This is a genomic window from Rhodococcus sp. FG69 (genome assembly GCF_057808915.1).
In genome coordinates this window covers 1-14,032 of record NZ_JBMDIX010000051.1, presented here as the reverse complement: position 1 = coordinate 14,032, position 14,032 = coordinate 1, and the positions used below count along the sequence as shown (strand labels likewise).

13 protein-coding genes and 1 pseudogene are annotated in these 14,032 nt (G+C 64.1%); 9 read left to right on the top strand and 5 right to left on the bottom strand.

Annotated features, from left to right (window positions below; translation table 11 throughout):
- Positions 1-32 precede the first annotated feature (32 nt).
- A complete protein-coding gene (locus ACODSO_RS26700; protein WP_489039657.1) occupies positions 33-584 on the top strand; it encodes a hypothetical protein in 552 nt (183 codons plus the stop codon).
- Between the two features lie 58 nt (positions 585-642).
- On the opposite strand, the gene ACODSO_RS26695 is transcribed toward ACODSO_RS26700, so the two are convergent.
- Positions 643-1,566 carry a cation diffusion facilitator family transporter gene (locus ACODSO_RS26695; RefSeq protein ID WP_489039656.1) on the bottom strand — a complete coding sequence of 308 codons (924 nt, stop codon included), beginning with the start codon at positions 1,564-1,566 and terminating at the stop codon, positions 643-645.
- 196 nt (positions 1,567-1,762) lie between these two features.
- Between ACODSO_RS26695 and ACODSO_RS26690 the strand changes: the two genes are divergently transcribed.
- From ACODSO_RS26690 to ACODSO_RS26660, 7 genes are all read left to right on the top strand, one after another.
- Positions 1,763-3,787 carry a bifunctional copper resistance protein CopD/cytochrome c oxidase assembly protein gene (locus tag ACODSO_RS26690; RefSeq protein ID WP_037161237.1) on the top strand — a complete coding sequence of 675 codons (2,025 nt, stop codon included), beginning with the start codon at positions 1,763-1,765 and terminating at the stop codon, positions 3,785-3,787.
- Between the two features lie 593 nt (positions 3,788-4,380).
- A complete protein-coding gene (locus tag ACODSO_RS26685; protein ID WP_230594176.1) occupies positions 4,381-5,091 on the top strand; it encodes a M23 family metallopeptidase in 711 nt (236 codons plus the stop codon).
- A gap of 25 nt (positions 5,092-5,116) precedes the next feature.
- Positions 5,117-5,470, top strand: coding sequence for a BlaI/MecI/CopY family transcriptional regulator (locus tag ACODSO_RS26680; RefSeq protein ID WP_037161234.1), 354 nt, complete (start codon positions 5,117-5,119; stop codon positions 5,468-5,470).
- Positions 5,467-6,423 carry a M56 family metallopeptidase gene (locus ACODSO_RS26675; protein WP_037161232.1) on the top strand — a complete coding sequence of 319 codons (957 nt, stop codon included), beginning with the start codon at positions 5,467-5,469 and terminating at the stop codon, positions 6,421-6,423. Before ACODSO_RS26680 ends, ACODSO_RS26675 begins: the two co-directional genes overlap by 4 nt.
- 84 nt (positions 6,424-6,507) lie before the next feature.
- Positions 6,508-8,280: an aa3-type cytochrome oxidase subunit I gene (ctaD, locus tag ACODSO_RS26670; RefSeq protein WP_080738302.1), complete on the top strand. Its 1,773-nt coding sequence runs from the start codon at positions 6,508-6,510 to the stop codon at positions 8,278-8,280.
- A gap of 95 nt (positions 8,281-8,375) precedes the next feature.
- Positions 8,376-8,978, top strand: a complete 603-nt coding sequence (locus ACODSO_RS26665) for a copper resistance CopC family protein (RefSeq protein WP_296779486.1) — start codon at positions 8,376-8,378, stop codon at positions 8,976-8,978.
- Between the two features lie 10 nt (positions 8,979-8,988).
- Positions 8,989-9,951 (top strand): cytochrome c oxidase assembly protein, encoded by a 963-nt coding sequence (locus tag ACODSO_RS26660; protein ID WP_037161229.1) that lies wholly within the window; start codon positions 8,989-8,991, stop codon positions 9,949-9,951.
- A gap of 80 nt (positions 9,952-10,031) precedes the next feature.
- Here ACODSO_RS26660 and ACODSO_RS26655 read toward each other — a convergent pair whose 3' ends face one another.
- The 3 genes from ACODSO_RS26655 to ACODSO_RS26645 all read right to left on the bottom strand — a co-directional run bounded on the left by ACODSO_RS26655 (position 10,032) and on the right by ACODSO_RS26645 (position 12,887).
- Entirely contained in the window at positions 10,032-11,033 is a 1,002-nt protein-coding gene (locus ACODSO_RS26655) for a M23 family metallopeptidase (protein WP_296779492.1), read from the bottom strand.
- Positions 11,034-11,382: 349 nt separating this feature from the next.
- Entirely contained in the window at positions 11,383-12,081 is a 699-nt protein-coding gene (locus tag ACODSO_RS26650) for a DUF305 domain-containing protein (RefSeq protein ID WP_489039654.1), read from the bottom strand.
- Complete coding sequence (locus ACODSO_RS26645; RefSeq protein WP_489039653.1) at positions 12,078-12,887, bottom strand: thioredoxin-like domain-containing protein; 810 nt, start codon at positions 12,885-12,887, stop codon at positions 12,078-12,080. Before ACODSO_RS26645 ends, ACODSO_RS26650 begins: the two co-directional genes overlap by 4 nt.
- Positions 12,888-12,968: 81 nt before the next feature.
- Between ACODSO_RS26645 and ACODSO_RS26640 the strand changes: the two genes are divergently transcribed.
- Positions 12,969-13,289, top strand: a complete 321-nt coding sequence (locus tag ACODSO_RS26640; protein WP_179282767.1) for a DUF4229 domain-containing protein — start codon at positions 12,969-12,971, stop codon at positions 13,287-13,289.
- A 54-nt stretch (positions 13,290-13,343) separates the two neighbouring features.
- Here ACODSO_RS26640 and ACODSO_RS26635 read toward each other — a convergent pair.
- Positions 13,344-14,032: pseudogene (locus ACODSO_RS26635) on the bottom strand (hypothetical protein); the annotation flags it as partial.

Sequence of the window (14,032 nt, the reverse complement as noted above, 5' to 3'; positions counted from 1 at the left end):
GACACGGCAATCACCGGGATCGGAACTCGACCATGACTGCGCACGAGATGCCGCTACTGACCGTCCCGGCCACCGACGAGGCTGCAGCAACTCTGGCCGACTGGCTGATACGCAGCGTGGTCCCGACCGTCCTCGACGGCGCAGGAATGGCGTTGGACGCCGACACTCTGTGCGCGTTGGCGCCGATCACTGCCCGGAGCATCGGGGGTCGCCGTCGGTTGCGGGCTCACGAGCGCCAGCTCGATCTGGTGATCACCGCGATCGAGGAGAGGCTCCAACGGCGCCCGGCGTCACCGTCTGCCGGCGAAGCGGCAGTCGTCGCGGGTCTCTCGATCCGGTCGCTACCCGACGAAGTCCTCGATGCCGCGGCCCACATCGCGGGTACGATCGCCGATCGCGGAAGCCCCGCTGCGGCATTGGCGAATCGGGCGCTACAGCTCGGCGCAATCATCGTCGACACCGGACTCGGCGCCGTTGCAGCCGAGGACCTGCGCCTCCGAGTCGTCGAGTCGTACTGTTCTCTGCTGACCTACCTGTGGACCACCGACCCCGCTACGCAGATCCATCTCACGACACCGCGATGACTGCCCCCGGACAAGTCCGCGAACCGGCCTCGCCCGCCACAGACTTCGACTCGGCCTGTCACCACGTCATCTCTCGGCACCGGCCCTCGCCTTGAGGGGGCTCGACTTGCAGCGTGGCGTGCTCGAGACCATAGCGCTCGAGAAGGACTTGTTGAGCTGCAGCGAGCACTCGGGGTGATTCGACGCCCGGGGCGACAGTCAGGTGCGCCGAGGCGACCTCCATTCCAGACGTGAGGGTCCAGATGTGCAGGTCATGCACCTCCTCGACATCCTCGACGTCGGTCAACGACTTCGCCACTGCCGTCACATCGATGCCAGACGGGGCGTGCTGCAGCAGTATGCGAACGGCATGACGGCCCAGGCTGAATGCGCGCGGCAGGACGAACACGCCGATAGCGACCGCGATGACCGGGTCGGCGTACCGCCATCCGAACAGCACGGTGACCAGCCCGCTGACGAGCACGCCGATCGAGCCGAGCATGTCGGCCATCACCTCGAGGTACGCGCCCCGAACATTCAGACTTTCCTTCGCGCCGCTACGCAGCAGAACGAACGCGACGAGGTTCATCACGAGCCCGAGAGTGGCCACCAGCATCACCGGAACACCGGGGACCTCGGGCGGATTCGACATACGTTGGGCTGCTTCGTAGAGAATCCATCCGGCAACCCCGAACAGCAACAGTGCGTTGAACAATGCGGCGAACACCTCGGCTCGGTAGAGCCCGAACGTGCGCGCAGTCTTGCTCGATTGCCGCTGCGCGAGAGTGATCGCCACGATCGCCATCAGCACCCCGAACACGTCGGTGAACACGTGCGCGGAATCGGAGAGCAACGCCAGCGACGAAGTGGACAGGCCGACCACCACCTGCGTCACGAGGGTGACCGCCCCCAGGCCGACAGCGATCCACAATCGGCCCAGGTGTTTACCGGACGCGCTGGCCGGTGATCCCGCCTCTATCCCATGGCCGTGCCCATGCCCCATCGATACTCCTTCATAGCTTTCCGACTGCCGAACAAAACATATTGCGATATGCGCATATATGCAAGTGTTGCGATTCGTCCGACCGTGGTTGCCCGCAGTCGTACAACTATCATTCGTAGTAATTCATTGTCGGCGCAGGTCGGTCCGACCTCGTGCCGATATCACCGACACGATCTACCGGGAAGAGGCGCACACCATGGCCACCGAAGCCGCCCACTCGACCCGCGGTGCAGTGGATCGACGCTCCGGATCACAGGTGATGGTGCTGTGCGCGGCGATTGCCGCCGTGGTCGCTGCACTGCTCGCCGCGGTGTCGACATCGCAGGCGTTGGTTCTACTGGGGCTCCCCGATCCTGGCCCGGTCACCACCTATGGCATCCCGGCACTGACCGCTATCGGCGAGGTGGCCGCCGTCGTCGCGGCCGGATCCTTGCTCCTTGCAGCATTCCTCGTTCCACCCCAGAGGTCGGGCGTACTCGATATCGACGGATACGTAGCCGTCCGCACGGCTGCGACGGCATCGGCAGTATGGGCGATCTGCGCGGCGGCGTTGGTACCGCTGACGCTCTCGGACGCCTCGGGCCAACCCGTCGGATCCGTTGCGGCGCAACCGATGCAATTCCTCGGCGCGATCGGTGACGTCGAGGCCGCCGCCGCATGGGCAATCACGTCCGCGATCGCAGCGATCACCGCCGCAGCATGCGCATCGGTGTTACGACACCAGTGGACCCCCGCGTTGTTCGCCCTGTCGATGCTCGCGCTGATACCGCGGGCAGTGACCGGTCATTCCTCGACCGGCGGCAATCACGACATCGCAACGAACTCGCTGATCCTGCACATTCTTGCTGCTGCAGTGTGGGTCGGCGGACTCCTCGCGCTGGTGGCTCATGCACTGCGCGGCGGTGGGCACCTTGCCGTAGCAACCCGACGCTACTCGGTGATCGCTCTGATCGCGTTCGTGACCATGGCCGTCTCCGGCATAGTCAACGCCGCCGTGCGAGTGCCCGTGACGTCGCTGTGGGATTCGACCTACGGCATTCTGATCCTGGCGAAGATCGCCGCCCTCGCGATCGTGGGAACCCTCGGGTGGATACAACGACGACGAACGGTCGGCGCCCTGGCTCTCGACCCCGCGAACCGCAGAACCCTGATCACTCTGTCGATGATCGAGACCCTCGTTCTCGTCACCACCGTGGGCCTGGCAGTCGCACTCGGTCGCACCCCCCCGCCCCCGCCGCAGGACGCCTCGCTGCCCCAGGCGCACGAAGAAGCCCTGGGCTACGTGTTGGGCGGGCCACCCACCGCTGCACGATTGACATTCGAATGGCGTTTCGATCTGGTGTTCGGGTCTGCGGCTGTGATCGCTGCTGTCCTGTACATGGTTGCACTGCGACGTCGGCGGCGGGCGGGCCTGCCATGGCGGCGGCGGTGGACCGCGAGCTGGTTGGCAGGTACCGCGGTGCTACTCGTGGCGACGTCGTCCGGAGTCGGTCTCTACAGCCCGGCGGTGTTCAGTGTGCACATGGCGGGACTGACCGCGGTAGCCATCGTCGTGCCGTTGCTCCTGGTCCTCGGCCGACCGGCCACCTTGTTCGCCTCGGTCCTGCCGACCGCATCGGCAGCCGAGGAACCGGGTTTGCGCGAATGGCTCCGGGCTGCATGGCACAGCCGAGCAGTCCGGATCGCGGTCAACCCCTGGGTCAGCACCGCGGTGTTCCTGAGCAGCTTCTACCTGCTCTACCCCGGCGGAGTATTCGACACCGTCGCCGACTCGCATGTCGCACACATGGTGATGAAGGGCTGGTTCCTGATCGTCGGGATGGTGATGTTCTGGGGCACGGTCGGCCTCGACCCAGTTCCGAGACCGATCCCGGGGCTGACGAAGTTGCTCGCGAGTATCACCGCGTTGGCCGGGTTCGCATTCTTTCTCGTCGTGACGATCGATCTCGAGACTGCGCTCGGAGCGAGCTTCTACAGCGGTCTGCGTCTGGACTGGAATGCAGACCTGCTGGCCGATCAGCGCCGCGGCGGCACTCTGGCGTGGGGAATCGGTGAATTACCGTTGCTCGCTGCCGCCGTTCTCGCTGCGGTCCGGTGGTCGGCGGCCGATGAGAGCGCTGCACGCCACCGTGATCGAACAGTCGACGATCAGGGTGACACCGAACTCGAGGCGTACAACTCGATGCTCGGCAGCCTGTCGTCTCGGCGAGATGACAGCTGACACCTCACGAGCACCGGTCGAGATCGCTCCGCGCTACCGGATGTAGGGACATACGGCAACTGTGACCTGCAGCGCGGGGGACAACGGGAACCGAGATGGAAAAACTATGCTCAATAGTAGTAACCTGTGGCCTGACCGTCACCATTTCGTTATCTCGAACGAGACTTTTGCCTCGTAGCCACCCAAGGATTGTGATCTTGGCCCGACACCGCATGCCCGACCCAACAGCCGACGAATGCGCAGTGCCAAGACACAGCGGCGTGGTCCCGACGCCCCACGGCAACGGACACTCGGCGCTCACCGAACGCCCCCGTCATCGACGGGCCGAGTTCACACCCTCGCGCTTCGTGACCGAATCGACCACGGTCGCCCGGTACGCCGAGAGCCGGTCGACACTCGGCCATCTGGCATCGACGAAGACTCCCGCGCACGAGACTCCCGCACACAGCGCACCCGCGCAGGAGGCACTCGGTGACGCGGACAGCGCAGCCGTGAACACCGCTGCGCCGAGGTGGGATGCGCGCGTAGCCGGTTCGGAGCACAGACCGCACGGCCACCCTGACCATGCCGATCTCGGGAACGCATCACAGCACATCGGACGCGGACTTCATCGTCGCCGGATACCCAAGCCCGGTGGCCGCGCCATCGCCGCGTCGGTCGCAGTCGGCGCCTTCCTCTCTGCAGCAGCCACATCACCGAACGCGGGATCGGAGGAGAGTGTCGCCCTGAGCGCCGCCAGTACCGATCAACCTCCCGCCGGCGCCTTACCTCCGAGCCCCATCGCGTCCATCCCGCAGGTGTTACAAGTGCCCGATCTCGACGTGGGCCGGCTCGCACAGCAATGGACCGAGCAACTGGCCGAGGGCGGAGCCCGGGCGGCCGAGCGCGCCGCGCGTGAGGCCGAGGCGCGGCGCCCACTGTCGGTGATGCCGGTATCGGGAACGCTGACCTCCAACTACGGCGCACGGTGGGGGACAACGCACTACGGACTCGACATAGCCAATACGATCGGGACGCCGATCGTGTCGGTAACCGACGGTGAGGTCATCGAAGCAGGGCCGGCGCAAGGGTTCGGACTATGGGTGCGTATCCGTCAGGACGACGGCACGATCGGGGTGTACGGGCACATCGACCAGGCACTCGTCACCGCCGGTCAACGCGTGAAAGCCGGCGAGCTCATTGCTACGGTAGGCAACCGAGGCCAATCGACCGGGCCTCACCTGCATTACGAAGTGTGGCAATCCGATGGGGCCAAGTCCGACCCGACGGCCTGGCTGTCGGCGCGCGGAGTCGATATCACCTGACACGACGAGGAAAGTAGAACTGGCGATGAAAAGGCTCGGCGATCTCGAAGCGGAGGTGATGAACGTGCTCTGGAATTGCGATCGACCACAGTCGGTCCACGATCTGCGCGAGCTCATGGCCGACCGGAATCCCGCCTACACCACGATTCTGACTGTCGTGACCCATCTTCACGAGAAGGGGTGGGTCGAGCGAACCAAACAGTCCCGCGCGTATCTGTACTCCCCGGTGCAGTCGCGAGCGGAGGCAACTTCTCAAGCGCTGCGTGAGCTACTCGACACCAGCGCCGACTCGGCCGCCGTGCTCATGCACTTCGCGAAGACCGTCACCGACGAGGAACTGGACGCCCTGCGGGGAAACCTGCCGGACGTGAACCGATGATTGTTGCACTGACGCTGCTCTTGGCCGCGATCATCGTGGCCGTCGCGGCGCCGACACTGCTCACCCCGATGAGTGGGCACGTGAGTCCCTCCCTTGCGCTCACTGCATGGATCGGCAGCATCGCAGGAGTACTTTTTCTCGTCGGATCCGCAGTGACCGTATTGCTGTGGCCCGGCCACGCGCCGGCCGAGGGGCTGATCGAACTTGCCATCCGTTGTCTGGGGTCGCTGCAACACGCGGCGCAGCCCTGGATAGGAGAAGCGGTCGCCGGCGCATCGGTCGTTCTTGCCGTGTCGGCGTCAGCCCGAGTGCTGCGGTTGACCCGCCGTCAACTTCGGGCACGGTCCAAGGTGCGCGACTATCACCGTGATGTCATCGCCGTCGTCGCGCGCACGGACTCCGGACCCGAACCCATCATGTGGCTGGACCACCCGCTCCCGCTGGCCTACAGCATCGACGGTCGCCCGGGCTACGTCGTGGCCACCGAAGGCTTGCTTGCGCATCTCGATCCCGATCAGCAGCGGGCAGTGATCGCACACGAACGCGCCCACTTGCGTGGGCGCCACCACCGCATCGTCAACATCTGCGAGATCCTGGCCACAGCATTTCCTCGCGTTCCTCTGTTCGCCGCAGCACCGGTGGCGGTGCGGGTTCTGGTCGAGGTCGCAGCTGACCGGGCCGCGGCCGCAGTCACCAGCGCGGAGACCGTGCGGTCGGCGCTGTCGACGGTCTCGCAGGCACATTCGGCGCGTCCGCTGTGGGCGCTAGGCCTGATCGGCGATTCGACCTCCGAACGGTTGTATCACCTGAATACGAGCGCGCCGGTGCTGCGCCGAACCGGGGCAAGCGCCTACGCTGCCGCCGCGGTGCTGCCACTGGTGGTGCCGGCAGTGTTGGCCATCGTCTCGCTCAGTGCGGTCTCTGCAGCAGCGTGCGCGGTCCTGCTGACCTGACCCACCCAAATACTATGCTGCATAGTATTTAAGCTAGGCTATCGGACGCGTCCTGCAATTCGCGTGCGATACGAAGGTGGTTCCATGACGGCGCTGACATCTCCTCCCGCTTCGTCGGCGGTTCGCCCCTATCCACCCCGCAGGGCTCGCAAGGGCGCGTTTCTGCACACCATGGTCACCACCACCGATCCCAAGGTCATCGGACTGATGTACCTGGTGACCTCGTTCGGGTTCTTCCTCGTCGGCGGCCTCATGGCGTTGATCATGCGCTCCGAACTCGCCGTCCCCGGAATGCAATTTCTCTCCAACGAGCAGTACAACCAACTCTTCACCATGCACGGCACGATCATGCTGCTGCTCTACGCCACCCCGATCGTCTTCGGCTTCGGCAACTACATCCTGCCGCTGCAGATCGGCGCACCCGATGTCGCATTCCCGCGGCTCAACGCCTTCTCCTACTGGCTGTATCTCTTCGGCGCCCTCGTCACCACCGCCGGGTTCATCAGCCCCGGCGGCGCCGCCGACTTCGGCTGGACCGCGTACACACCGTTGAGCAGTGCCGTCTACTCCCCGGGAATCGGATCCGACCTGTGGATCGTGGGTCTGCTCATCGCAGGTCTGGGCACCATCCTGGGCGGAGTCAACATGGTCACCACGATCGTGTGTCTGCGCGCGCCGGGAATGACGATGTTCCGCATGCCGATCTTCACCTGGAACATCCTGGTGACCTCGATCCTGATCCTGCTGGCATTTCCCTTGCTGACCGCGGCACTGATGGGCCTGCTCGCCGACCGCAAACTCGGCACCCACATCTTCGATCCCGCCAACGGCGGAGCGTTGCTCTGGCAGCACCTGTTCTGGTTCTTCGGTCACCCCGAGGTCTACATCATCGCGCTACCGTTCTTCGGCATCGTCTCGGAGATCTTCCCGGTCTTCTCCCGCAAACCCATCTTCGGGTACAAGGGCCTGATCTACGCCACCGTCGGCATCGCAGCGCTCTCCATTGCCGTGTGGGCGCACCACATGTACGCCACCGGCGCCGTACTACTGCCCTTCTTCTCCTTCATGACCTTCCTGATCGCCGTCCCGACCGGCGTGAAGATCTTCAACTGGATCGGAACCATGTGGCGCGGGCAGGTCACCCTCGAATCCCCCATGCTCTTCTCCATCGGATTCCTCATCACGTTCGTCTTCGGCGGGCTGTCCGGAGTGCTCCTGGCGAGCCCGCCCATCGACTTCAACGTCACCGACACCTACTTCGTCGTCGCGCACTTCCACTATGTCGTCTTCGGAACCGTTGTCTTCGCCACCTACGCCGGCATCTACTTCTGGTTCCCCAAGATGACCGGCCGCATGCTCGACGAACGACTGGGCAAGTGGCACTTCTGGATGACATTCCTCGGATTCCACGCCACCTTCCTCGTTCAGCACTGGCTCGGAGCGCAAGGAATGCCGCGCCGCTATGCCGACTACCTTCCCTCGGACGGGTTCACCACCCTCAACCAGATCTCGACCGTGGGGTCGTTCGTCCTCGGAGCGTCGACGCTGCCGTTCATCTGGAACGTCTTCAAAAGCTACCGCTACGGCGAAGTCGTCACCGTCGACGACCCCTGGGGCTTCGGCAACTCCCTCGAGTGGGCGACCAGTTGCCCACCCCCGCGGCACAACTTCACCGAGATACCCCGAATCCGCTCCGAACGACCAGCATTCGAACTGCACTACCCGCACATGGTCGAACGAATACGAGCAGAGCAACACGTCGGCGGCCCGCACTCCGATTCGATTGCACCCTCGGAAGTGATCACCGAAGCCATCGCCGGCCGTGAGCGCTCCGATCCGCCGGACCCGGTGAAGTAACACCGCCGCCCACCTCGCACACGCCGACACACGATCCGCCCTACTACTATGTTCCGTAGTTGCAGGGCCGGGCTCGATACAGAGGAGTACCCAACGTGAAACGTCTGATGCTGATCATCGTGATGATCTGCGGGACAGCATTGTTCGCCGCAGCCCCGGCGTCGGCGCACAGTGAACTCGTCAGCTCCGACCCGCCCGCCGATGTCACCCTCGAATTCGCGCCCATCGGTGTCGGTCTCGTGTTCAACCAGGACATCAACGAGTCCTTCGCCACGATCAGTCTCATCGGCCCAGGAGACGAACAGTGGACACAGGGCACGGCCACGGTCGAGGGCCCCGACGTGTCCGTGCTGGTCAAGGACGGTCTTCCGAACGGGCAATACACCGTGGGCTACCGCGTCACCTCCGCAGACGGGCACCCGATCACCGGTACCTACGGCTTCTCCGTCGACGTCGCGTCGACCATCACCCCACAGGACGCCGCTGCGCAGCAATCGCAGGGCAGCGCAGCCCCGATCTCACCGACTCCCACGTCCGCCACCCCAGCGCCGGCCTACGATCCCAACAACCCCTCCGCCAGCGAGGACCGGCCACCGAAACAGAACACCATGATGCTGCTCTCGATCGTGGGTCTGGCTGTTCTCGGTCTCGGCGCCATCGCCCTGACCCTGGTGATACGAGGAAAGAACAGGCAATGACAGGGCACCGATGATCATCGCTGCAGTCGAACCTCCCCAGGCTCCGCCGACTCTGGCAGCGTTGTTGAGCTGGGATCTACCCCCGCTCCCGGTGTTGCCTCTCGCCGGTCTGGTGATGGCAGGTCTGTACTGCTGGGGACTGCACCGCATCCGCCGGCGCGGAATCGAATGGTCGCGGTGGCGCAGCGCGAGCTTCCTGATCGGGTGCGCGGTTCTGGTCCTGGTGACCGGACTGCGCATCGAACGCTACGGCTACAACCTGTTCAGCGTGTTCATGTTCCAACATCTGACCTTGTCGATGACGATCCCTCCCCTGCTGGTGGTCGGATCGCCGGGCAGACTGCTGCTGCGAGCCACCGCGCATCAGGGCGCCGGCCGTTGGCTACTGATCGCCGCTCTCTCGGGTTTACGCAGCCGCGCTGGGCGCATCGCACTTCACCCCGGGGTGACGATCCCGTTGTTCCTCTTCAGCTACTACGGGCTGTATCTGTCCTCGATCTTCGATGTTCTCGCAGTCACCGAAATCGGGCACGTGTCGATGGAAATCTTCTTCTTCGCCAGCGGACTGCTGTTCATCATTCCCGTGCTCGCCGTCGGACCACTACCGGTCCGGCAAACGAACCTGGGCAGAATGTTCGACCTGTTCGTCGAGATGCCGCTGCACGTGTTCTTCGGTGTCATCTTGATGATGACCAGCACCCCGATGCTCGCCGCGTTCGCCTCCCCTCCCCCGCAATGGGGCATCGACCCCGTCGCCGACCAGAAGCTCGCCGGGGCGCTGGCATGGTCGTACGGAGAACCCGTCGCCCTCCTGGTCGTGTTGATCTTCTGCATCCGGTGGAACCGCGACGAGAAGGATCAGTCGGCTGCGGCGGACCGGCAAGCCGAAGAAGACGGGTACAGCGAACTCAACGCCTACAACGATTTCCTGAAAAAGATCGGTAGCGATAGCGAAACGTCTCAACGGACCTGAGCGGTATCGGCCGTCCCGCACTCAGAGGCTGCCTCGACGCCTGATCGCGCACATGGGCAGCAGGGCATGATTGGGCGTACTCATCGCGCAATTCTGCCCGCGCCGACCTTGGCTCCTCGCTCACTGAGCCAGGCTTCCGGATCGACCTTCTGTCCCGCGGGAGATGTCGCTTCGAAATGCAGATGCGGACCTGTCGAATTCCCGCGGTTCCCGACCTCTGCAATCTGATCGCCCTTCCGGACGCGCTGACCCACCGTGACCGAATTTCCGTTGTTGTGCCCGTAGGTGGTAATCGATCCATCGTCATGTCTGATCCGAACCCACAGCCCGAAACCCTGTGCAGGCCCGGCACTGATGACAGTCCCATCGGCTGCTGCGACGATCGGTGAGCCCAGTGAGTCGGCAATGTCGACACCTCCGTGTTGCGCGCCTCCACGGGCACCGAAACTGGACGTCACGATCCCTGCGCTGGGCGCAATGGCACTCGCTGCATTCGGCGATCGAGACGGCTCCGTGCCACTGCCGCGCGGCGGTCCTTCTCCTGCCTCGGATCCGGGCAACGGCGAAGCGGCCGCATCGGGGACGGTTGCCTGATCCGCACCAGCAGAAAAGCTTTGGTCGCGCTCCCCGCTTCGGTCGCCGTCGTGCGGTACTGCGGGGTCGAGTTCGCCCACCTGCAGTGAGGACAGGATGCGTATGCCCAGTAGTGGATCGATCGCGGCCACGGGTGCCAGGCACGAGATCGACTGCGCAGGTGAGGCGGCGGATCCTCGGGCGATGACGTCGACGACACAGTTCAGCGATGATGACACGGGCCCCGCGGTGTCCGCGAGAATCCCGTTCGATCGGGCAGTTTCGAGACTCGACGATGCGAAGCTGGTCAAGTCGGACAACGCGATCGGGTCGGTGCCGATCGTGGCTGCTCGCTCGGCAAGTCGGAGCAACCGGTCGAGGGCATCGACTGTCTGTCGGTTCGTCTCCGCGGAGTCGGCATTTCCGGGACCCTGACCTGGCACCGTCTGTTGGGGGTCGGCCGCAGCCGACGGTGACACCGCCAGTGCGGCACCGATCACCACACTCACGATCGCGCTCGCTCGTGCCCCGTACGAGGACCTGCTTTGCTTTGTCGGCTCTGTCGAATCGACGCTGTTCACCTGACCACCTCTCTCGGATTACTCGACAGCGCGAGGCGCTCATGCAGCGCCCGTCTAGCGGCCGCGGCCCAGTGTTACCTCATCCCAGGAACATCACAAGCCCCATTGGTAACAGCGATCAACCTGTTTCTCAGCACTTTCGAACCGATGTGGTCATGAAAACAACTGGTAGAGAGATCAATCGGCGAGAGTTCAGCGCCAGCGGTCCGGTCGAGGGCGGCGGAGCTCCCCGTCAATCGTTATTACTATGCAACATAGTATTTAGGTAGGGCTCGTCTCATCGGTCGGGTAGCGGATCAACGCCGTGCGCGCTCATCAGCACGTCGATCTGATCGACCTCGGCGCTCTGAGTCGCGGTAATCGACTGCGCGAGTGCTGAGACGGCCGGTACCGACGCGTTGGCAGCGCCGTACTCCGCCATCGGAATCCCTCCTCGATGATGTCGGCGTAAGAGTTGCAGATACATCCCGTCGAATTCTTCACCGCTCATCCGCCGCAGTGTCTGCAGCTCGGCCGTACTGGCCATGCCGGGCATCGACATCGTGCCCGCGTCGGCCGTGTCCATCGAGTGGCCCGCCATCGAACCGCCGTCGGTCATCCAGGTCATCGATGCGCCACTGGGCAGTGTGGGCCTGTCCCACAGGGTCAACCATCCCTGCATCGCCCCGACCTGGCTCTGCTGCGTGGTGAGGACGTCGTACGCGAGGGTGCGTACAACCGCGTCCGGTGACCTGTCCAGGGCGATGGCCGACATTTCGATCGCCTGGTTGTGGTGCACCGACATGTCCTGTGCGAAACCAACCTCGATCGAATCGGGCGGCGGCGCAGCTGGAGACGTGTCCGTCGGTGATACCAGGACGCCGATGAGCAGCCCGGACAGGACGAGGGCCAGGGCCAGTAGCGCGATGAGCACCCGGCCGGGACCGGACTTGGCCGCAGATGTGCCGGTGTGCACGGTATCGGTGCCGACTGTCATCGAGGGCCCTCGTCCATCGGTGCGGGGGCGGATGTGGCCGCATCGCTCGGCATCTCGTCGAGCGGAACCGCATCTCGGCCCGGTTCGCTGGCGTCGAACGGCGGAGGGTTGTCCGGATCGAATGCACCGGGAATGGTCGAGCAGCTCGCACCGTTCTCGGGATGAGTCGACGGGTTCTGCCTCAGTGCGGTGATGAACTGCGTGATGCGCCGATCGGAGGCACTGTCGAGTTCGAGTCGATGACCCCACGATTGGAGCGTGATCGGCGATGGAAGGTCCGGATAGGGAGACATCAGCATGTAGGGCTCACCCTCGACACGCGCAGATAGGACGTCGAGGTCCTCGGCGGACACTCGGTTCGGATCGTATGTCACCCATACGGCACCGTGCTCGAGTGAATGGACCGCATTCTCGCTACGAAGAGCCGTCGGATACACCACACCTGTACACGTCGCCCACGTTTGGTCGTGCGCACCTCCGAACGGCGGGCTCTGATCATAAGCAACGCGCTGCGCCGGTTCCACGTGTCGCGCTGCGGCATACTCGATCTCGAACACGCCATCGATACCCCGCGAGGGGTCCGGATCGTCGACGGAGGGCGCGAAACGCTCGGCTTGCGTGCGGTCCACAATCTTCGGCGCCAGGTTGTATCCGATGAGTGAGACCAACGCTACGATGACCGCCCCGGCGCCCAGGACTCCCCACGGAACGCGACTACCACCCGGCACACCTCTGGCCGAGCGTGTCTGCCAGGTCGGCTTACTCGCTCCACTGCTATACCCGCCAGTTTTACTCTTCTTACTCATACGACCCCTCTCCTAAATACTATGAAGCATAGTATTTAGGAGAAGTCAGTGTTGTTCCGCCCACTATCACAGGACATATCGATGCGACCGTTCCGTCAACCGAAGACCAGCAAGGGCCTACTCGTCCTTCATGTGCTCACCTACAACGGCGCACGTCTACTCCTGGTATGCATTGCCGCGGGGATCATCTTTGCCGTCGACGCGCTGACAAGACTCGACATACCGGTTCCGCTGATACTGATCATTGCCCTCGGAGCAAGCCTGCCGTTCTCGGCCTTCGTTTTCCGTAAACTGCGGCGATCGATCAACGAAGACATCAAAGCCGTCGACCTCGAACGCGCCAGCAAAGACCGACCCCATGAGGCCGCGACGCCGCGTAAAGGTCCGACTGCGCGAAAATGACCGCCAGGATCGCACCTCCGTCCACAGCCGACCGAGTGCCGCCGACATCACGGACTACCTCAATGACGTGTCGTCATCAAGCAAGTCGAGGGTGCGTCGTAGGAGTTGTTCGATGCGGTCTCCGACATCGTCGACCATGCCCGGCACCTCCGCCAGGGCGATGTGCGCGCGGCGTCGTGCATCGACACCCGCGCGGTAGTACCCGGAATCGAGCTCGACTGATGAGGGCTCAAAACGGACGATGTCGACCTGTTCGGCGTCCACGCGTGGTCTGCAGATACGGCGCCGCGGAGTGTGCAGCGGTGAGAGCCCGGTGCGATGCGCGGCGATCACCGCTCCGATCTCGGCAGCGGTCATCGGGGCGGCCGGCAACGGTAGGTGACCCCACCGGTCGATCGGCACCGCGACTGGCCCGCCGCGGTGCGGCAACGCGGTCATGTCGGGAAACGTGTTGCGCTGCAAATGCTCTGCGAGCAACGTCGTCGACGGATACCGGTCGGAGAACCGCAGGACCGTGAGCCAGCGTTCCCATCCCTCGACAGACTGGAGGCCGGTGAACTCGTGGGGGTCGATGCGGATGCGGTGGCGGCCACCGATCCAGATGCTCTCACCGTCGACGCTGACATCGCCAGTGTCGAGTTCTGCAATAGCGGTGTAGGACAGCCCTGCTCCGGCCAAGAGAAGGAGTAGGGGGTCGGGGAGCAGATTCTCGAAATCCGGCGCTAAGGATTTACGGCAGATAG